The following is a 20,088-nucleotide window of genomic DNA, read 5'->3' on the forward strand; positions in this document are numbered from 1 at the left end:
ATTCCCCTTTGCGCCTTGATAGGCGACGGGGCGCGGCGCGGCAAGGCAGGAGCCTTCACCGCATCATGTTTTAAGGCTGGGAAACAGCCAGTTGCGCCAGAATTTCAGCGGCTTGCGACTGTGGCGTGTTCAGCGCCTCGCGGTCTTCACCGGGGTGGAAACGCGCGCGTGTCGCGGTTGGCATAGGGGCGGGCGTCATGATGTGGACGCGCGGGCCGATTGCCACGGCTTCGGACTGCCAGCTTTTGGCCAGCGCGATCTGTGCGGCCTTGGTGGCCCCGTAGCTGCCAAAGAACTTGGTTGCCACAACCGGATCGTCAAAGAACACGGCCTGACCCGATTGCCCCAGCAGCGGTGCCACATAGGTGATCAGGGTCGAGGTGGCGGTGACGTTACAGGCGACCGATTTGGCCATGTCTTTGGCGTCGATGTGATCGGTCGGGGCCAAGGGGGCGGCATGGACAGCGGTGTGCAGCCAAAGATCAAGGCTGCCCCAGCGGTCATAGATGCCACGGCACAGGGTCGCCATCGCATCGGCATTGGTGATGTCCATCGGTGCCAACGTCGCGCTGCCGCCGCGGGACTGGATGCGGTCGTCCAGCTCTTCCAGGGCACCGGTGGTTTTGGCGACTGCAATGATGTGATGCGTGTCGCAAAGTGCTTCGGCCAGGGCGGCACCAAGACCGCGGGACGCGCCAGTGATAAGAGCTGTTTTTGTCATGGGGTGGCTTTGCCTGAGCCACCGCGCCCCGTCAAGAGGGGCGCGGCACCCGTGGTCATGTCGCGGGGCGTTTCACCCTTTGGGAAGTTTGAGCGTCACCGTGCGCCCGCGCTGCGCCAGAACTACGCTGTCGTCGCCAATGGCAGCGACGATGCCGTCGCTGATCTTGTCGTTCAAGGTCACGCGGTGGATGCGTCCGCGGCCATCGCGGATCAACGCGCCGGGGTCGGTCAGGCTGCCGAAGGTCCCAATCAGGGCGAGCTTGGGCAGGGACGCCTGCTGCGTTGCCAGATTAAGTGTTTTCTGCGGGGTCGGAGTGCCTTTTTCGTCAGTCGACATGGGTGCCTCTTGCTGCGCTTAGGGGGGCAAAGAATGGTTAGACCGAGGGGCTAACAAAGCTGCCTGACAGCCGAAAGAGGGCGCGGGGGAAGCTGGCAAAGACTGGCTTGCACGTCGGCAAAGCTTTGCCAGCGGCACGTGGGGGCGAAATAGCAAAAGGGCGGGCGAGGGGTTGAACCCTGCGCCCGCCCTTGCGGAACTTGTCGGAAAGCGGCGGCCTTATTCGGCGGCTGGCTTCATCTCGAACCCTTGATTGATCTGGTCGGCAGGGGTGACGGGGTAATCGCCCGAGAAGCACGCATCGCAATATTGAGGGCACTTGTTGTTGCGCCCCTCTGCCTCGCCCACGGCGCGGTAAAGCCCGTCGAGCGAAATGAACTTGAGGCTATCCACTTGCAAATGCTCGCGCATTTCTTCTTCGGACATGGTGGCCGCCAGCAGCTTTTCACGTTGCGGCGTGTCCACACCGTAGAAACAGGGCCACGCGGTGGGGGGCGAAGCAATGCGGAAGTGGACCTCTTTCGCGCCGGCATCAAGGATCATCTCTTTGATCTTGCGGCTGGTGGTGCCACGCACAACCGAATCGTCGACCAGAATGACCCGCTTGCCCTTGATCAGCGCGCGGTTCACGTTGAGCTTTAGCCTCACGCCCATGTTGCGGATCTGCTCGGTCGGTTCGATGAAGGTCCGGCCCATGTATTGGTTGCGGATAATCCCCATCGCATAGGGAATACCCGATTCGAGGCTGAAACCGATGGCCGCAGGCGTGCCGCTGTCGGGGACGGGGCAGACAAGATCCGCCTCTACCGGCGATTCCTTTGCCAGCTCGCGCCCGATGGCTTCACGGGTTTCATAGACCGAACGACCGCCAAGGATGCTGTCGGGGCGGCTGAAATAGACGTGTTCAAAGATACAGAAACGCGATGCGACACGGCGGAAGGGGAAATGGCTTTCGACGCCCGAAGGGGTGATCACGACCATCTCGCCGGGCTCGATCTCGCGGACGAATTCGGCACCGATGATATCCAGCGCGCAGGTCTCGGAGCTGAGCGCCCAACCGTCGCCAAGCTTGCCCAGAACCAGCGGGCGCACGCCCAAAGGATCGCGCACGCCGATCAGCTTGGTGCGGGTCATCGCCACCACCGAAAACGCGCCTTCGACACGGCGCAGCGCATCTTCCATGCGTTCGGGAATGTTGCGTTGCAGGGACCGCGCCATCAGGTGGATGATACATTCGCTGTCCGACGAGGACTGGAAGATCGACCCGCGTTCAATCAGCTCGCGGCGCAGGGCGTTGGCGTTGGTGATATTGCCATTATGGGCAATCGCGGCACCGCCCATGGCGAATTCGCCAAAGAAGGGCTGCACATCGCGGATCGCTGTCGGGCCTTTGTGACCAGAGGTCGAATAACGCACATGCCCGATAGACAGTTCGCCGGGCAGCGTCTCCATCACCTTTTGCGAGGTGAAGTTGTCTCGCACATAGCCGAAGCGGCGGGCGGACTGGAAACCGGCAGCGGGGTCATAGCTGACGATCCCGCCGGCTTCCTGACCACGGTGCTGCAACGCGTGCAGGCCGAGGGCCACAAAGTTCGAGGCGTCTGCAACGCCGATCACGCCGAACACCCCGCATTCTTCTTTGAGTTTATCCCCGTCATCTGCATCACGCAGATAGGAGGAATCAAACGGGTGCGCGGGGGGCATGATCTTGGACAACGGGGCAACTCCGAATCCGATGAAGGGATAGGGGCTATGTAGGACTTTGGGCGGGCCTTGTCACCCCGCCGTTACATTTTGCCCCCGCATATGCTGCGATGCAACATATGGCAGAAACGCAAACGCCCCCGAAAACGGGGGCGCGTGTTTAACTTTTGGCAGCCTCAGTGGCGATTAGGCACCGCAAGCACCAACCAACGCCTCGTAGCGGGTGGTGATCCAGCCCAATGCGGCTTCGGGGTTCTGCTCTTCGATCTGGCCGGTAAAGCGCCCGAAGACCTGTGCCGACCGGCTTTCGTCCACCATGGTGAAAGTCTGGCCGGTGATCACTGTGTCATAGACAAAGAAGGCGATGGCGACCAAAAGAATGCCGCGCGCCACGCCGAATAGAAACCCGAGCCCCTGATCCAGACCACCCAGAACAGAGCGCTGCACCAGCGACGAAAACAGCGGGGTGAACAGCGAGACCACAATCAGCGCGATGGCAAAGACGATGGCAAAGGCCCCGATAATCGATAGTTCACAACTGTCGGCAAGGAATTCGCCTACAACAGGGATCTCTGACACCAGCGGTTCAACCTGCGGCGCGAAGAGGAACGCAAGGATGGCGGCGGCAATCCAGCCCACGATCGCCATAAATTCGCGTACAAGCCCGCGGCCATAAGCCAGCAAAGCCGACAGAACGATGACAAGCGCCACAACCCCGTCAATGATGGTAAAACCTTCCATGGTCGTCTTGCCTTCCTTGAAGGGGCGGTTAGCCAGCCCCGAATATTTCGCCTACAAATCCGGTGAGATCGCTCATGGTGTTAAGCGTTATGCCGTTCTTGCCAACCGGTTTTCCGCCCGCGGGCGCGATGGCGCTGGTAAAACCAAGTTTTTGCGCTTCTTTCAACCTGTTTTCGGTCTGACTGGCGGGGCGTAGCGCACCGGATAGGCTGATTTCGCCGAAAACAACGGTTTCCGCGGGCAAGGCCACGTCTTCGCGCGCGCTGAGCAAGGCGGCCGCGACCGCCAAATCCGCCGCCGGCTCCGAGATTTTCATCCCGCCCGCCACGTTGAGGTAAACATCAAGCCCCGCGAAGGGGATGCCGCAACGGGCCTCTAGCACGGCGAGGATCATCGCAAGCCGTCCCCCGTCCCAGCCCACAACCGTACGCCGCGCCTGCGAATGAGGCGACGGGGCCACAAGGGCCTGAAGCTCGCATAAAACAGGGCGGGTGCCTTCGATACCTGCGAAAACCACTGACCCCGCGGCGGGCGTGCCGCGTTCGGACAGAAACAGGGCAGAGGGGTTGGTGACCTCTGCCAGCCCTTCGCCGGTCATCTCGAACACGCCGATCTCGTCTGCGGGGCCAAAGCGGTTCTTGACCGCGCGCAGAATACGGAACTGGTGGCCGCGCTCGCCCTCGAAATACAGCACGGTATCGACCATATGCTCGACCACGCGCGGCCCCGCGATCTGCCCGTCCTTGGTGACATGCCCCACAAGAATCACGGAAACGCCGCGCCGTTTGGCAAAGCTTGTCAGCTCGTGCGCGGCGGCGCGGACCTGACTGACGGACCCGGGGGCGGAATCGACGTTATCGGCCCACATGGTCTGAATCGAATCGATGATGACCAGATCGGGCTTCACCTCTTCAAGCGTGGTCAGGATATCGCGCAGATTGGTTTCGGCGGCCAACTGCACCGAGGCGTCGGACAGCCCCAAACGCTGCGCACGCATACGGACCTGCGCCGAGGCTTCCTCTCCGCTGACGTAGATTGTTTTCAAACCGCTGCGGGCAAAATGGGCCGCTGCTTGCAGCAAAAGGGTGGATTTCCCGATGCCCGGATCACCGCCCACCAGAATGGCAGAAGACGGTACCAGCCCGCCGCCCAAAACGCGGTCCAGCTCGGCAATGCCGGATTGGCTGCGGGGCGGGGGCGTGTCCTTGGTGGTGAGGTCGGTCAGCACCATCGCCGCACCGCGACGGGTGCCAAGCGATTTGCTGGGCGGGCCGGATGAAATGCCCTTGTCCTGCTGGATCGTATTCCATTCGCCGCAGGCATCACAGCGCCCGGACCATTTGTTATAGGTCGCACCGCAAGCCGTGCACGAAAATGTAACGGGAGATTTAGCCATGCGTCTTTCTGGCCGAACAAAGGGGAAACGTCAAAGCAAAACCTTGGTGCCTGCGCGGGGTTACTCCGCTGCTTTGGGCGGCAGCTCTACCACGCGTGAATCGCGGGCCATTTCATCCGCCGATACGGTACGTTCGATTCCCAGTTCGGGCATGATCTCGCGCATTTCGGCGCGCAGGCGGTCCAGCTGTGCTGCGGCCACGCTTTCTTCCAGCTCGACCTCGTGCAGCCAGTGCTTCATTTCGGACGTGATGCCTTTGGCCTGATCCAGACGGCTGTTGAACAGGTTCACTTCTTCCTGACGCTGCTTGAGGAAATTGCGCGCGCGTTCGATTTTCTCGTCGGCATAGACGGTCGCCAGCTCTTTCGAGATGTGGCTCATCTGCGCGGCGACTTCCAGAAGGGCGGGTTCAAGGGTGCTGAGATCAGGGTGATCGCGCAGATAAGCCAGCCGTTCGCGGACCGAGTCGAATTCGGAAGACATGTGAAAAACGTCACCCCGATCCGCCGCATGCACCGCCCCGTAGGCGCGGGTGATGTCATCCATGTTCAGCGCAAATTTGCGGTGCGATGTCTCAAGCTGCATGATGCGGCGGTTGGTGGGGATGAAAAAGCAGATGCCCACGGCCAGAATGGTCAGGCCGATCTGCGCATACATCCCTGCATTCTCAACGGGTTGCCCGTCATAGTTGAGCGGCAGTTCAATCCAGGCCCATTGGCTAAGCGCGGCCATAACGGTACAGACGGTGATCGCCACGGCGGCAACAGCGAAAACCGCGAATGCGAGTCTTTGAAAAAGATACTGAATAAGTGCCGTCAACGCGTTCATCTGTCTCACCTTGTGCTTGAGTTGCTGTTGTAAGCAAGAATATGCCGATGTTGGCAAAAGGCGAAGAAAATCTTGAATTTTCCGTAAATGAATCGATTTTACTTGGGAAATTCCGAGTAATTCTACCCAGGCGGGTGGGTTGGTCGCGTGAAAACACCAGCTTGCTTAGGCGATTTTCTGCGCGCGGTGCCCGATAAACAGGGATGCGAGGATGCAGCCTGTGAACAGGTATAGCCCCCAAGCCGTCTCGATCCGCCCGATGCCTATCCCCTTTGACAGGGTCACATAAAGCGCGATCAGAAACACATCCGCCATCGCCAATTTGCCGATTGTCTGCAAGACGGGAAGGGCGCGTGGGCCGATCAGGTGGAACTGAACCAGCGTCAGACCGACGGTCTTTACATAAGGCGCGACAAGCGCAAAAATCGCGACGATCAGCGCCAGAAATAGGTCGGTGTCCCAGAGGGATTTCAGCCCGCTCAGGACAGAGATTTCGGTGAGCCCGAACAGCGGCAGCACGCCCGCCCGCAACAAGGGCGCGGCCCATGCAACGGGGTAGAGGATCAGCAGAGACAGGTTTGCGACGCGCAGCAGCATATCACAGCGATCTGCGCGGGGGCGTGCCCCATCACTCCACATAGACCCGGTCATAGCGCGCGCCAAGCGCGGTCAGCACCTCGTAGCCGATGGTGCCCGCAAACCCGGCGACCGTATCAACAGACTGATAGTTCCCGATCAGCTGCAAATGCTCTGGCACCTCTGCCAGGCTGGTCACATCGACGGAGATCAGATCCATAGAGACACGGCCAACAACGGGCAGTTTGCGCCCCTCGTGGGTCAAAGTGGCCCCGTTGCCCAAGGCGCGGATCAACCCGTCGGCATAACCCGCAGCAACCGTGGCGACCAATGTCGGGCGGGGGGCCGTCCAGGCGCAGCCATAGCCGACGGTCTGGCCCGTGGCGACTTCGCGCACCTGGATAACAGGCACATCCAGCGTCACCACCGGCATCGCATCGGCGAAGGGCAATCCGCCGTAGACCCCGATGCCCGGGCGGGTCAGGTCAAAGTGGTAGTCACGGCCAAGCATGATCCCCCCCGTCGCGGCCAAGGATCGTGGCACGTTCAACCCATCCGTCATCTCGCGGAAGGTCTTGAGCTGGCGGGCATTCATCGGGTGGTTCGGTTCATCCGCGCAGGCCAGATGCGACATGATCAAGGTCGGGTTCTGCGCCAGGGCGATGTCGCGCAGCGCGGCCCATTCCGCAGGGTCCATGCCAAGGCGGTTCATGCCGCTGTTCAGTTGCACCCCGAAACGATGGCCGGGCAGGGCTTCGACATGGGCGATCATCTGGTCGACCGAATTGATCATTGGCGTCAGGGCGGCGCTCCGGATCATATCGGCGTCACCGGGCATATGCCCCGCAAAGACGTTGATCGCAGGGCCGGGCCCCAACACGCGACGCAGGGCCACGCCCTCTTCCGCGACAGCGACAAAGAACTTGCGCGCGCCTTGGGCGGCGAGAACCGGCGCCACGCGGTCAATGCCCAGACCATAGGCATTCGCCTTGATCACGGCACCGGTGTCGCAGCCGGTCATTTTGTTCAGCGCCTGCCAATTGGCGGCAATCGCATTGAGGTCGATAGAGAGGGTGGCTGTTGTCATGGGATTTGTTTTGACCGTATGCCCGCCAAGGTCAAGCCACGAGCAGGGCCACCGACCAATAATCCCTCGCCTTGCGGGGAGGGGGGCGGAGTGTTTGGTCCATTTCCCTAACGTAACGAAACCTTCGCATGATGCTTGCATGGTGGCGCGAACGCGATAGCTTGGTTCCTGACAAAAGACAGGCTGCGCGCAGTAGCCGGATATAAAACGGGAGAGAGTTCAATGCGAGTTTCAACAATGACAACGGGGCCCGTGCTGGCGGTGGTCACGGCGATGACCGCGCCTATGGCGCTGGCCGAGAACCGGATCGATACCCAGATGCCCACAGCCCCTGATATGGCGGCCTATGGCGACGAAGCGATCGGCGTGCGCCAGCTTGATCTGGTGCATAAGGACCAGATCGATATCCTGTCCATCGATCCCGCAGCGGACAAACCTGAAACCCTGCCGCGCTATGATCGCCCGCTGACGGTCGAGGTCTGGTACCCCGCCGCTGATGGGGCTACCGGCGACACCGCGATCAAGGCGTTCATCCGTGATGGCAAGACCGAGGTCACCTTGCAAGGCAAAGCCATGCGCGACGCGGATCCCGCACAGCCCGACGCGGCCTATCCGCTGGTCATCGTTTCCCACGGCTATCCCGGCAACCGCTTCCTGATGTCCCATCTGGCCGAGAATATCGCGTCAAAGGGCTATGTCGTGGCGTCCATCGATCACCTGGATTCCACCTATCGCACGCAGGCGGCCTTTGGCTCTACGCTGGTGAACCGGTCGCTGGACCAGCTTTTCGTGCTGGATGAAATGGCGCGTCTGTCGCAAGACGAAAGCTCTTTTCTCAATGGGTTGGTGGATGCGGATAACACCGGTTTGATCGGCTATTCCATGGGCGGCTACGGCGCGGTGATCACCGCAGGTGGTGGTGTGACCGAAGCGTCGGTCGGCTATGGCTGGGGCGGGCCGCATGGCACCTTGGGCATCCATCAGGCGGGGTCCGAGACGCATAACAACCTGCCCGATCCACGTATCAAGACCGCCATCGCGATCGGCCCCTGGGGCATGAACACAGGTTTCTGGGATGCCGAAGGCTTGAAGGGCGTGCAGATCCCCATGCTCTTCATGGCCGGGTCCGAGGATATGGTATCGCTGTACGAAAAAGGCGTGCGCGCCATTTGGGAAAACGCCAGCAGCGTCGACCGCGCCTTGCTGACCTTTGAAAACGGCGGCCATAATGCGGCGGCCCCGATGCCTGCGCCTGCGGAATCCTTTCGCGATGACGCTGATCTGGGGTTCAACGTGTCGGGCCACTATACCGATCCGGTCTGGGACACGGTGCGCATGAACAACATCGCGCAGCATTTCGCCACCGTCTGGATGGCGCAGCACCTCAAGGGCGATGCCGAGATGGGGGCCTATCTTGATCTGGTCGAAAACTCCAACGACGGAGTCTGGTCGATGAACGAGGATGGCACCCCGAAGGAAGATCACAGCTATTGGAAGGGGTTCGACAAGGACACCGCCAAAGGGTTGCGCTATGAAACCCTGTCGCCCGAGTAAGGAGCACCGCTGATGATGCGCTTGCGTATCATGTTCTCGCATGCGGCCGTCGTGGTGATGGCGGTCGCCTGTGGGGCGGGGCTGGTGGGATTGGCGCTGTTCGCGCCGCTATGGGTCTGGGCGCTGATCCCCTTGGGGGTCGCCGCGCAGATGCTGAATGAATACAACCTGCACCGCTATGTGTTCCACCTGTCGCCCCCGCGGGCGCAATGGGCATTCAACCTGCTGTATATGGCGCACTACGGTCATCATGATTTCCCGACCAACACCAAACTGTTTTTCGTGCCGATCTGGGTCGCTTTGCCGATGCTACTGGTGAACGGAGGGGTGCTGTGGGGTGTTCTTGCCCTATTGGGTGTGCCGCAGGCGGGCTGGATTGCCGTGGCCATCGTGCCAGTGGGCGGGGTGCTGACCTTTCTGGTCTATGAGTGGTTCCACATGACCGCCCATGTGAACGTGTCAAAAACGCGGGTAGAGCGTTATGTGACCACGCTCCACAACCAGCATCACTTCCGCGATTTCAGCAAATGGTTCCACGTCAGCCCCGGCGGGGCCGTGATTGACCGGGCTATGGGGACGGCGATTGACCGCGAGGCGCTAAAGCACCAGCAACGGATTGAATTTATTCGTACTTTGGAGATGCGGCCCAATGACCCAAGGCTGATCGCAGCGCGGGAACGCTTTGCCGCGAAATACAATCTGTCAGAGGCAGAGATCGCCCGCGCGGCGGTTGTCTGACCTCCGCACAGGGCGTGTATTCATCAAATTAACGGGGTGTGGCGATCAGAACTCCTGATCGCCGCCGCCATTTTCACTCTGCCACGGTTTCACAAGGTTACCAAAGCGGGTGTAGCGCCCTTCAAAGCTGAGATCGACAGTACCAATCGGGCCGTGACGCTGCTTGCCGATGACCACTTCGGCGCGACCGTGCAGACGCTCCATCTCTTCTTGCCAGATCGCCATTTTATCCAGCTCGTGATCGCCGGGCTTTTCGCGTTCCTTGTAGTATTCCTCGCGGAACACGAACATCACGACGTCGGCATCCTGTTCGATCGACCCGGATTCACGCAAGTCCGACAGCTGCGGACGCTTATCTTCGCGGTTTTCCACCTGACGCGACAGCTGCGACAGGGCGATCACGGGAATGTTGAGCTCTTTCGCGATGGCCTTGAGGCCCATGGTGATTTCCGAGATTTCATTCACCCGGTTTTCGCCTTTGCCCGTCCCGCGCACCAGCTGGAGATAGTCGATAATCAACACGTCCAGCCCGTGGGTCCGTTTGAGCCGCCGCGCACGGGCGGCCAGCTGGCTGATCGGCAGGGCGGGCGTGTCGTCGATATACAACGGGCAGGCTTCCAGCGCTTTTGCGGCATCGACGAAACGGCGGAATTCGGTCTCTGTCATATCACCCGACCGGATCTGGTGAGACGGGATCTCGGCCGCTTCGGACAGGATACGCGCGGCCAACTGCTCCGCGCTCATCTCGAGGCTGTAGAACCCGACAACGCCACCATCTACAGCGCCTTCGGTGCCGTCATGCAAGGTGCCCCGGCGGTAGGCTTTGGCGACGTTGAAGGCGATGTTCGTCGCAAGCGAGGTTTTCCCCATCGACGGACGACCGGCAAGGATCAAAAGGTCAGAGGGGTGCAAACCGCCCAGCTTTTTATCCATATCAATCAGACCGGTAGAGACACCGGATAGGCCACCGTCGCGCTGGTAGGCCGCATTGGCCACGTTGACCGCATCGGTCACGGCTTTCAGAAAGCTCTGGAAACCGCTTTCGGTCTGACCCTGCTCGGCGAGCTTATAGAGCTTTTGTTCGGCCTCGACGATCTGTTCGCGCGGCTCTGACGCGACATCGACCTGTGCGGCTTTGGCCGCGATGTCACGGCCCAGCTGGATCAGGTCGCGGCGCACCGCCAGATCATAGATCATCTGCGCATAGTCGCGCACGGCAAAGGCGCTGATCGCGGCACCGGCAAGGCGCACCAGATAGGCGGGGCCACCCAGCTCTTTCAGCCCTTCGTCATCCTCCATAAACGCCTTGAGCGTCACGGGGGAGGCAAGGTTGTTCTTGGCGATCCGCGCGGCGGCGATCTCGAAAATACGGGCGTGAACGGGGTCGTAGAAATGCTTGGGACCGATGACAGACGCCACGCGGTCGTAGATATCGTTGTTGGTCAGGATCGCGCCCAACAACTGCTGTTCCGCTTCGATGGAATGCGGCATTGTCTCGGCCGCTTGAACCGTTAGCTGGTTACCGTCGATGCTTGAAATCTCGTTCATGCTACGTGTTGCCCCACTGATTAATGACCCGAGGCTTATCTACCCGAGCCGCCCGTCATCCCGCAATCTTTATAAGCTGTGGATAACCTGATCTCTGCGCTAGCGTAGCATATGTCGCGTGATTTTACACCACGCGACACAATATCATGTGGATTGCTTAGGTTTTTTTCCGCGCATCCTGCCACGCTTCGGGCGCGTTCAGGAAGGCTTCGACTTCGGTCAGGGTTTCTGTGTCAAACGCGTTCTGCGCTTTGGCCTCTGCCAGCACATCCCACCAGGTGCACAGGCTGTGCAACGTAACCCCGTGATCGCCCAAGGTCTTTTCTGTCTGCGGAAAAATGCCGTAGTAAAAGATCACCGCCGTATGCGCGCAGGTTGCACCGGTATCGCGAATCGCGTCGACAAAGCTGATCTTCGAGCCGCCATCGGTGGTTAGATCCTCGACCAGCAGAACGCGTTGGCCTTCGGTCATCTCACCTTCGATGCGGGCGTTGCGGCCATAGCCTTTGGGCTTCTTGCGCACATAGGTCATGGGCAGCGCCATGCGCTCGGCCACCATCGCGGCAAAGGGGATGCCCGCGGTTTCACCGCCCGCGATATTGTCAAACGCCTCGAACCCCGCTTCGCGCATCACTGTGACGGTCAGGAAGTCCATCAAGGTGGCGCGGATGCGCGGATAGCTGATCAGCTTGCGGCAATCGATATAGGTCGGGCTCGGCAGACCAGAGGCGAGGGTAAAGGGCTCTGCCGCGTTGAAATGAACGGCCTTGATCTCCAGCAACATCCGCGCGGTCAAGCGCGCCATTTCGGTAGAGTCGGGGTAGCTGGTGGGGATCATGTCATGCGTTCCTTTTGGGGCCTTGGCGTTGAGGGCGGTGGTGGCCGGTCTCATCCTGCTGCGACCGGTAAACTGTCTTTGGTAGGGGGGCGTCAGTCGGTGACGGACCAGTTCAGCGGCATCATCGGATCGAACACGGTGACCGGCCCGTCGGGCGTCTCGATGTGATCGGGGTAGGTCGCCGGTGCGCGGGTCAGCGTCATCGTCGCGTCGTTCGGGGCCAGCCCGTAGAAATCCGGCCCGTTCAGCGAGGTAAACCGTTCCAATTGGTCCAGCGCGTCTTCCTGTTCAAAGACCTCGGCCAGGATCGACATCGTATTGGGCGCGGTAAAGCAGCCGGCACAGCCGCAGGGCAGCAGCTTGTTCGCGTCCGTGTGAGGCGCGGAATCCGTGCCCAGAAAGAAGCGCGCGTCGCCCGAAGTCGCGGCAGCACGCAGGGCCAGACGGTGGCTTTCGCGTTTGGCGACGGGCAGGCAGTAGTAATGCGGTTTGATCCCACCGGCGAGGATATGGTTGCGGTTGATCACCAGATGGTGCGTGGTGATGGTCGCGCCCAGATTGCCGGTGCTTTCCGTGACATATTGGGCGGCGTCGGCGGTGGTAATATGCTCCATCACGACTTTCAGCCCCGCATGACGGGTGCGGATCGGGTCAAGCACGCGGTCGATGAACACGGCCTCGCGGTCGAAAATGTCGATCTCGGGGTCGGTGACCTCGCCGTGGGTGCACAGGGGCAGGCCGATCTCGGCCATGCGTTCCAGCACGGGTGCAACAGTGTCAAAGTTCGACACGCCGCTGGCTGAATTTGTCGTCGCACCGGCGGGGTAGAGCTTGACCGCGGTGATCAACCCGCTGGCATGGGCGGCGGCCACATCGTCGGGATCGGTATCCTCGGTCAGATACAGGGTCATCAGCGGCTTGAAATCCGCGCCCTCGGGCAGTGCCGCCAGGATACGATCGCGGTAGGCGGCTGCATCGGCACCGCGCACCACCGGGGGCACCAGATTGGGCATGATGATGGCGCGGGCAAAATGCGCGGCGGTATGGGGCAACACGGCGTCCAGCATCGCGCCGTCGCGCAGGTGCAGGTGCCAATCATCGGGGCGTCGAAGCGTGAGGGTCTGTGTCATGGGCTCCCCGCTAGCACAGGGCGTGCGGGCGCGCTAGTCTCGGGTTGCTCAAAGGGACCGCAGCAAACGTCAGCCGGTGGTTTTGGCTGCATCCTGCGATTGCGTATCCTGTTCCTCTGCGGTCCCGTTTTCCTGTGCGACGCGCAGGGCCAGTTCGGCCTCTAACTGCTTTTTGCGCCGGACAAACCGAGGGGCCGACATGTGCCCTGTCACGAAATTGCAAAGCGTGAGCGTCAACGGATCGCGCTGCTCGCGTTCCAGCGCGGCAAGCAGGCCCTTCAGATAGGGGCGGTGATCGCGGCGCGCCCGGGCGATGCGTGCAAAGCTTTCTATTGTCAGCTCGCCATCGGCTGCAAGGGTCAGCAGGTTTTCGAACTGGTCAAGCTCCAGCAGTTTCGATTGCAACGCCGTGCCCATCCGCCGCATCCGAAGTTTGGTCACATTGGGGCGGGTAAAGAGGCTGGCATGCATCGCGTCCAGCGGCACAGTCGGGTCATAGATCACAAAAGCGGCCTCGGCCGCGTCCAGCATATCGGGGGCATATCCGAACCGGGAGGTGAAATCCGTGCGCCGCATCTCGACAAAGCGATCGTCCCATTCGGTCACGCTGGGGTCCAGCGTCGCTTGCGGCTGGATGGCAACGACCTTCGCCCCCGGTGCCGCGACAGAGAATGCCGCAGCCGCATAGCCGCCCGGACCGGCGCCATAAAAGACCACGCGGTCAAAGCCGTCGAAAAAGCCATCGTCGATCAGCCGGTCGAAAAACGCGTAAACTGGCGCGTCGCGGAACCATGTATCCCCTTCTGACGCCAGGCAAAGATGCGACCAACCTTCGCTGCGCACCATTTCCCAGCCCAATGGATGCGCCATCGATGACAAGGCGCGCATCCCGTTGATGGTTTCAAAGCTGACCAGCAGGGTAGAGGATTTTTCCAGAAACATCGCGTGGTGTCGTGACCCGAGCGCTTCATAGAACCCGCCATTCTGCGCGACCTGCTTCACAGCATCCATCCACTCGCTTTTGGAATAGTCCTCAAAAGACGTGTCGAGCGTTACGGCGGTATCGATCATGGTAAACTTCCTCAATCGTATCTGGGCACAGGAAACCCCCTGGCTTTTGGTCTGAGGTATCGGCGCATTAAGGCGAAAATGCGGAGATTTGAAGCACATTTATAGCACATTCTGTGGTCGCTCCAAGGCATAGAGTCTGCTGAACCCCGTGCAGACCCCTTGACCGCGCGGGATCAGAATGCACCACTCGTCCCAATCACAACCGGAGAATGCCATGCAACTGCCCCCTTCGATCGACGCCGTGCAAGAGCTGCTTGCGGGGCAGGGATATGTCTGCGGGCGGCCTTTGGCCACGGTGGTGTTCCTGAGCCTGACCTTGGGCCGGCCGCTGTTCCTCGAGGGAGAGGCAGGCGTCGGCAAGACAGAGATCGCCAAAGCATTGGCGCTGGCCTTGGACCGCAAGTTGATCCGGTTGCAATGCTATGAAGGGCTGGATGCCGCCACGGCGGTCTACGAATGGAACTTCCCTGCCCAGATGGTGGCAATCCGCACGGCCGAGGCCACGGGCGATCGCTCGCGACAGCAGCTCACAACAGAACTCTTTAGCGACGACTTTCTGATCGAACGCCCCCTGCTTGAAGCGATGCGCCCTGACGGACGCGGCGCCCCCATCCTGTTGATCGACGAGCTTGACCGCACGGACGCCCCGTTCGAAGCCTTCCTGCTTGAGGCGCTCAGCGATTTTCAGGTCACGATCCCCGAACTCGGCACGATCAAGGCTCCTGAGCCCCCCATTGTGATCCTGACCTCGAACCGCACGCGCGAGGTGCATGACGCGCTCAAACGCCGCTGTCTTTATCACTGGGTCGATTATCCCGATTTCCCCCGCGAGATGGAGATTCTGGCAGCCCGCGCCCCCGAAGCCTCGGCCGCGCTCAGCCGCGAGGTCGTGGCCTTTGTCCAGCACCTTCGGACCGAGGACCTGTTCAAGAAGCCCGGCGTGGCCGAAACCATCGATTGGGCAAAATGTCTGCTGGCGCTGGATGTGATCAACCTCAGCCCCGAAACCATTGCGGATACGCTTGGGGCGATCCTGAAATACCAGGATGACATCGCCAAACTGCAAGGATCAGAGGCGAAACGCATCCTCGATCAAGCCAAAGCCACGCTGGACGCGACCCCTTGACGGATACTGCCGCTTCCAAATGGTCTAAAATCCTCGGGGGTCCGGGGGCCGACAGCCCCCGGCGGCGGCCGAGCTGATGGAACATCTGCCCCTGGATCTGCCCGATAACCCCAAACTCGCCGGCAATATCACCCATTTCGCCCGTGCCCTGCGTCGCGCCGGTTTGCCTATTGGCCCCGGTCGCGTGATTGACGCAATCCGCGCGGTAGAGGTGGCGGGGTTCACCGATAAAACCGACTTCTACTGGACCCTGCACGCCTGCTTTGTGAACCGTCCTGAACACCGGACCATCTTTGCGCAGCTCTTCCGGCTTTATTGGCGCGACCCGCGGTATCTGGAACATATGATGGCCGCGATGCTGCCCGCGATCCGTGGCGTGCAGGAAGACCGCCCCGCCCAAGCCGCCGAAAAACGCGCGGCAGAGGCGCTGCTGGACGGTGCCGAAGCGCCGGAACGCGACCGCGAAGAACCGCAAGACGAGCGCGAGACAGAGATCGAGGTCGATGCCAGCCTGACCATGTCCTCGCAAGAACGGCTGCGTAGTCTTGATTTCGAATTGATGAGCATCGGGGAGGTGGCGGAGGCCAAAAAGATGCTGGCGCGGTTGCGCCTGCCGGTCAAACCCGTGCCGTCCCGCCGTGCCATGACGTCCCCAAGGGGGCGGATCGACGCGGGGCGCAGCCTGCGGGCCGCGCTGCGCCGGGGCGGAGAGATGGACAAGCTGGTGCTGAAAACCCCGCGCCCACGCTATCCCAATCTGGTGGTGCTGTGCGATATCTCCGGTTCCATGAGCCAATATTCCCGCATGGTGCTGCATTTCCTGCATGCGGTGAGCAATGCCAAGGGCGCGGGGTGGGCGCAAGTGCATGCGTTTACCTTTGGCACGCGGCTGACCAATATCACCCGCCATCTGGCGACGCGCGACGTGGATGCAGCGCTCAAGGCGGCGGGGGCAGAGGCGCAGGATTGGGAGGGCGGCACGCGCATCGGGGCCTGCATAGAGGCGTTCAACCGCGATTGGTCGCGGCGGGTTATGGGGCAGGGTGCGGTTGTGCTGTTGATCACTGACGGGCTGGACCGCGATGCGCCCGATGATCTGGCGCGACAGATGCAGCGGTTGCACCTGTCCGCACGTCGGCTGATCTGGTTAAATCCGCTGCTGCGGTGGGACGGGTTCGCGCCCAAAGCGGCGGGTATCCGTGCGATGTTGCCCTTCACCGACAGCTTTCGGGCCGGTCACTCGATTGCGTCGTTGCAAGAACTGGCAGAGGTGATCTCCCGCCCCGATGACCGGGGCGAGAAACCGCGTTTGATGCAGATGATAGGGGCGACCCCTTAGGCGAAGGTTTCAGCAAAAGCCCCGCGATAGGTCGCTGACAGGTCAGCCAAAGGCGCTTTGACGCCGCCGAAGTTGACTTGATCCCCGCCGAACTTGCCGACGCTTTCCAGATGCAGACCGGCGTTTTGCGCGGCGATCATCAGGGCTTCGGCCTGATCGAAGTTACAGGCGATCAGATAGCGGGCTTGATCCTCGCCAAACAGAACCTGCGTATCGGCAGAATCCAGGGTCACGCCGACGCCGGCCTCGTCCGCCAGTTCAAAGGCTGCCAGTGCCAGACCGCCATCCGACAGGTCGGTGCAGGCTTTGATCAACGCGCGGTTGGCACGGATGAATTCACCGTGGGCCTTCTCCAGCGCCAGATCGACATGGGGGGCGTCGCCATCGCGGCGGTTGAACACTTCAAGCAGCAGGGCGGATTGTCCGATGTGACCTTCGGTGGCCCCCAGAACCAAAGCGACATGGCCCTCGCGGACCTCTTTGCCGATGATCTCGTCCGTGTGCTTCAGCAGGCCGACCGCGCCAATGGTGGGGGTGGGCAGAATGCCTTTGCCGTCGGTTTCGTTATACAGCGACACGTTGCCCGATACGATCGGCATGTCCAGCGCGGCAACCGCTTCGCCGATGCCTTTCAGCGCGCCGACGAACTGGCCCATGATCTCGGGCTTTTCGGGGTTGCCGAAGTTGAGGTTGTCGGTGGTCGCTAGCGGCAGCGCCCCCACGGCGCAGAGGTTGCGGTAGGCTTCGGCCACGGCCTGTTTGCCGCCTTCGACAGGGTTCGCCTTGACGTAGCGGGGCGTCACATCCGAGGTAAAGGCGATCGCCTTGTCGGTGCCATGCACGCGCACGATGCCTGATCCCAAACCGGGGGTGCGGGCGCTGTCGCCCATGACCATCGTGTCGTATTGTTCAAACACCCACGCTTTGGACGCGTAGTTCGGGCTGGAGATCAGCGCGCTCAGCCCGTCGATGGGGTCGATGCCGGGGACATCCGACAGCGGTTCGGCTGCTGGTGTCTCGACATAGGGGCGGTCGTATTCGGGCGCATTGCCCGACAGCGCTTTAAGCGGCAGGTCGGCTTTGACCTCGCCATTGTGCACGATCAGGAAACGGTCCTCGGCGATTGTTTCGCCCACGATGGCGAAATCGAGGTCCCATTTGTCGAAGACGGCTTTTGCCTCTGCCTCAAGTTCGGGACGCAGGACCATCAGCATCCGTTCCTGGGATTCCGACAGCATCATCTCATAGGCGGTCATGGCGTGTTCGCGGGTCGGTACTTTCTCAAGATCAAGGCGCACACCAAGGTTGCCCTTGTCGCCCATTTCCACGGCCGAACAGGTCAGGCCTGCGGCACCCATATCCTGAATGGAGATCACGGCACCGGTCGCCATCAGTTCGAGCGTGGCTTCCATCAGGCGTTTTTCGGTGAAGGGGTCGCCGACCTGAACGGTGGGACGTTTGTCTTCGATGGTGTCGTCGAACTCGGCCGATGCCATCGTCGCGCCGCCCACACCGTCGCGGCCGGTTTTCGCACCAAGGTAAACGACCGGCATGCCAACGCCGGAAGCGGCGGAATAGAAGATCTTGTCGGTGTCGGCCAAACCCGCAGCAAAGGCGTTCACAAGGCAGTTGCCGTCATAGGCGGTGTCAAAGCGCACTTCGCCCCCCACCGTCGGCACGCCAAAGCAGTTACCATAGCCGCCAACGCCTGCAACGACGCCATGCACCAGCTGGCGCGTCTTGCGGTGGTCGGGCGACCCGAAGCTAAGAGAGTTCATCGCCGCGATCGGACGCGCGCCCATCGTAAAGACGTCCCGCAGGATGCCGCCCACGCCAGTCGCCGCACCCTGATAGGGTTCGATGTAGGACGGGTGGTTGTGGCTTTCCATTTTGAAGACCAGCGCTTGGCCGTCGCCGATATCAACGATGCCCGCATTCTCGCCCGGTCCGCAGATCACCTGTGGGCCTTCGGTCGGTAGGGTACGCAGCCATTTCTTCGACGACTTGTAGGAACAGTGTTCGTTCCACATGGCCGAAAAGATGCCCAGTTCGGTAAAGGTGGGTTCGCGCCCGATGATATCCAGAATACGCTGATATTCTTCGGCGTTGATGCCGTGGCTGGAAATCAGGTCTTGGGTGATGGCTGGTTCGGTCATGGTGCGCGTTTTCCCCTAGCAATATGCCACACCTCTTAGATCAAGCGCAGCGCGGGGAAAAGACCTAAGGCTCGTGAAGGGCCGTAGCCAAAAAAAAGGCCGAGCACGAAGCTCGGCCGAGTCCAACAGGGAGGTATGAAGTAGCGGCGCGAAGCCGCCCGTCTTCATACCGCCCAATTAAGTGGCGTTCGTGCACGGTTCAAGGATGGAATCGTTAATCTATGACATGCCCGTTATGCGGTTTTCGCATAGCTAGTGGGACTCTTTCTCGCGCAGCAGTTTGCGGTGGGTAATGATCTCGTCCTGCACGAAGTCTTTAAAGGCCGCGACCCGCTTGGAGGCGCGCAATTCTTCGGGGTAGGCAAGGAATACGGGCACATCCGCCGACTCGGTCTCTGGCAGAACTTGCACGAGATCGGGGAAGTCTTGGATGAGGTAGTCGGGTAGTACGCCGATCCCGAGGTTGTTGATCACCGCTTGCAATACGCCAAAGTAGTTGTTCACCGTCAGCATCGACCGCACGTCATGCATCATCAGCTGCTGGATCAGGTTCAGACCCGCATGCACCTGGTTGCTGTCGGTGTTCTGGCAGATCAGGCGGTGGTCCGACATATCCTCAAGCCGCTGGGGCGTGCCGTTCGCCGCAAGATAGGCGGGCGAGGCGTACATGCACATCTTGATCATCATCAGCTTCTTGCGCACCAGATCGGCTTGCGACGGCTCTTTCATGCGGATGGCGACATCGGCTTCGCGCATGGGCAGGTCAAGGACGCGCTCTTCGAGCATCAGGTCGACCTTGAGGTCGGGGTATTTCTCGTAGAGCTTCGGCAGACGCGGGGCCAGCCATAGGGTGCCAAAGCCCGTGGTCGTGGTGACACGCAATTCGCCAAAGACTTCTTCCTCACTGTCGCGGATGCGCGCAGCGGCGGTATCAAGCCGTTTGGACATGGCGACGGTGGCGTCGAACAGCAGCTCGCCTTGTTCGGTCAGGATCAGGCCGCGTGCATGGCGGTGGAAAAGGTTGGTATTCAGCTGCTCTTCCAGTCCGCGGATCTGGCGACTGACGGCAGATTGCGACAAATTCAGCTTGTCGCCCGCATGGGTCAAGCTGCCCGCGTCCGCCACGGCGTGAAATATTCTGAGCTTGTCCCAATCCATGAGGACTACCTTTATAATGAGCGCAGTGTTCGCAAGAA

At 60.9% G+C, this 20,088-nt stretch carries 18 protein-coding genes; 4 read left to right on the forward strand and 14 right to left on the reverse strand.

Going from position 1 to position 20,088, the window contains the following annotated elements; genetic code table 11:
• Nucleotides 1-70 precede the first annotated feature (70 nt).
• The 8 genes from B4F27_RS15725 to alr all read right to left on the reverse strand — a co-directional run bounded on the left by B4F27_RS15725 (nucleotide 71) and on the right by alr (nucleotide 7,392).
• Entirely contained in the window at nucleotides 71-721 is a 651-nt protein-coding gene (locus B4F27_RS15725) for an SDR family NAD(P)-dependent oxidoreductase (RefSeq protein ID WP_009824837.1), read from the reverse strand.
• Nucleotides 722-793: 72 nt separating this feature from the next.
• Complete coding sequence (locus B4F27_RS15730; RefSeq protein ID WP_005853915.1) at nucleotides 794-1,060, reverse strand: hypothetical protein; 267 nt, start codon at nucleotides 1,058-1,060, stop codon at nucleotides 794-796.
• A gap of 219 nt (nucleotides 1,061-1,279) precedes the next feature.
• Nucleotides 1,280-2,764 carry an amidophosphoribosyltransferase gene (gene purF / locus B4F27_RS15735; RefSeq protein ID WP_037944446.1) on the reverse strand — a complete coding sequence of 495 codons (1,485 nt, stop codon included), beginning with the start codon at nucleotides 2,762-2,764 and terminating at the stop codon, nucleotides 1,280-1,282.
• A gap of 186 nt (nucleotides 2,765-2,950) precedes the next feature.
• Nucleotides 2,951-3,505, reverse strand: coding sequence for a CvpA family protein (locus tag B4F27_RS15740; RefSeq protein ID WP_005853908.1), 555 nt, complete (start codon nucleotides 3,503-3,505; stop codon nucleotides 2,951-2,953).
• Nucleotides 3,506-3,533: 28 nt separating this feature from the next.
• Entirely contained in the window at nucleotides 3,534-4,901 is a 1,368-nt protein-coding gene (gene radA / locus B4F27_RS15745; protein WP_005853906.1) for a DNA repair protein RadA, read from the reverse strand.
• Nucleotides 4,902-4,961: 60 nt separating this feature from the next.
• Complete coding sequence (locus B4F27_RS15750) at nucleotides 4,962-5,729, reverse strand: DNA repair protein (protein WP_286760099.1); 768 nt, start codon at nucleotides 5,727-5,729, stop codon at nucleotides 4,962-4,964.
• 165 nt (nucleotides 5,730-5,894) lie between these two features.
• A complete protein-coding gene (locus tag B4F27_RS15755; protein WP_286760131.1) occupies nucleotides 5,895-6,368 on the reverse strand; it encodes a paraquat-inducible protein A in 474 nt (157 codons plus the stop codon).
• Nucleotides 6,358-7,392, reverse strand: coding sequence for an alanine racemase (gene alr / locus B4F27_RS15760; RefSeq protein ID WP_286760100.1), 1,035 nt, complete (start codon nucleotides 7,390-7,392; stop codon nucleotides 6,358-6,360). The genes B4F27_RS15755 and alr overlap by 11 nt, the downstream gene beginning before the upstream one ends.
• A 237-nt stretch (nucleotides 7,393-7,629) precedes the next feature.
• Between alr and B4F27_RS15765 the strand changes: the two genes are divergently transcribed.
• On the forward strand, nucleotides 7,630-8,946 hold the full coding sequence (locus tag B4F27_RS15765; RefSeq protein ID WP_260005540.1) for an alpha/beta hydrolase family protein: 1,317 nt from the start codon (nucleotides 7,630-7,632) through the stop codon (nucleotides 8,944-8,946).
• Between the two features lie 12 nt (nucleotides 8,947-8,958).
• Nucleotides 8,959-9,684, forward strand: a complete 726-nt coding sequence (locus B4F27_RS15770; protein ID WP_286760101.1) for a sterol desaturase family protein — start codon at nucleotides 8,959-8,961, stop codon at nucleotides 9,682-9,684.
• A 45-nt stretch (nucleotides 9,685-9,729) separates the two neighbouring features.
• Here B4F27_RS15770 and B4F27_RS15775 read toward each other — a convergent pair whose 3' ends face one another.
• From B4F27_RS15775 to B4F27_RS15790, 4 genes are all read right to left on the reverse strand, one after another.
• Nucleotides 9,730-11,232, reverse strand: a complete 1,503-nt coding sequence (locus B4F27_RS15775) for a replicative DNA helicase (RefSeq protein ID WP_005853895.1) — start codon at nucleotides 11,230-11,232, stop codon at nucleotides 9,730-9,732.
• A gap of 157 nt (nucleotides 11,233-11,389) precedes the next feature.
• Nucleotides 11,390-12,070 carry an orotate phosphoribosyltransferase gene (locus tag B4F27_RS15780; protein WP_005853893.1) on the reverse strand — a complete coding sequence of 227 codons (681 nt, stop codon included), beginning with the start codon at nucleotides 12,068-12,070 and terminating at the stop codon, nucleotides 11,390-11,392.
• A gap of 92 nt (nucleotides 12,071-12,162) precedes the next feature.
• Nucleotides 12,163-13,200: a dihydroorotase gene (pyrC, locus tag B4F27_RS15785; protein ID WP_286760102.1), complete on the reverse strand. Its 1,038-nt coding sequence runs from the start codon at nucleotides 13,198-13,200 to the stop codon at nucleotides 12,163-12,165.
• A 69-nt stretch (nucleotides 13,201-13,269) separates the two neighbouring features.
• Nucleotides 13,270-14,271 carry a phosphoadenosine phosphosulfate reductase gene (locus tag B4F27_RS15790; RefSeq protein WP_286760103.1) on the reverse strand — a complete coding sequence of 334 codons (1,002 nt, stop codon included), beginning with the start codon at nucleotides 14,269-14,271 and terminating at the stop codon, nucleotides 13,270-13,272.
• A 214-nt stretch (nucleotides 14,272-14,485) separates the two neighbouring features.
• On the opposite strand from B4F27_RS15790, the gene B4F27_RS15795 reads away from it, so the two are divergent.
• The gene (locus B4F27_RS15795; RefSeq protein WP_037944437.1) at nucleotides 14,486-15,397 is read left to right on the forward strand and encodes an AAA family ATPase; all 912 of its coding nucleotides are present in this window, start codon (nucleotides 14,486-14,488) and stop codon (nucleotides 15,395-15,397) included.
• A gap of 76 nt (nucleotides 15,398-15,473) precedes the next feature.
• Nucleotides 15,474-16,736 (forward strand): vWA domain-containing protein, encoded by a 1,263-nt coding sequence (locus B4F27_RS15800; RefSeq protein ID WP_074634390.1) that lies wholly within the window; start codon nucleotides 15,474-15,476, stop codon nucleotides 16,734-16,736.
• Here the strand turns inward: B4F27_RS15800 and purL are convergent.
• Both purL and B4F27_RS15810 read right to left on the reverse strand, forming a co-directional pair.
• Nucleotides 16,733-18,892, reverse strand: a complete 2,160-nt coding sequence (gene purL, locus B4F27_RS15805; RefSeq protein ID WP_005853882.1) for a phosphoribosylformylglycinamidine synthase subunit PurL — start codon at nucleotides 18,890-18,892, stop codon at nucleotides 16,733-16,735. The genes B4F27_RS15800 and purL overlap by 4 nt on opposite strands.
• A gap of 252 nt (nucleotides 18,893-19,144) precedes the next feature.
• Nucleotides 19,145-20,050, reverse strand: a complete 906-nt coding sequence (locus B4F27_RS15810) for a LysR family transcriptional regulator (RefSeq protein WP_005853880.1) — start codon at nucleotides 20,048-20,050, stop codon at nucleotides 19,145-19,147.
• Nucleotides 20,051-20,088: the final 38 nt, after the last annotated feature.

The sequence above is a fragment of the Sulfitobacter sp. UBA1132 genome (genome assembly GCF_002311545.1).
Taxonomy (GTDB): domain Bacteria; phylum Pseudomonadota; class Alphaproteobacteria; order Rhodobacterales; family Rhodobacteraceae; genus Sulfitobacter; species Sulfitobacter pontiacus.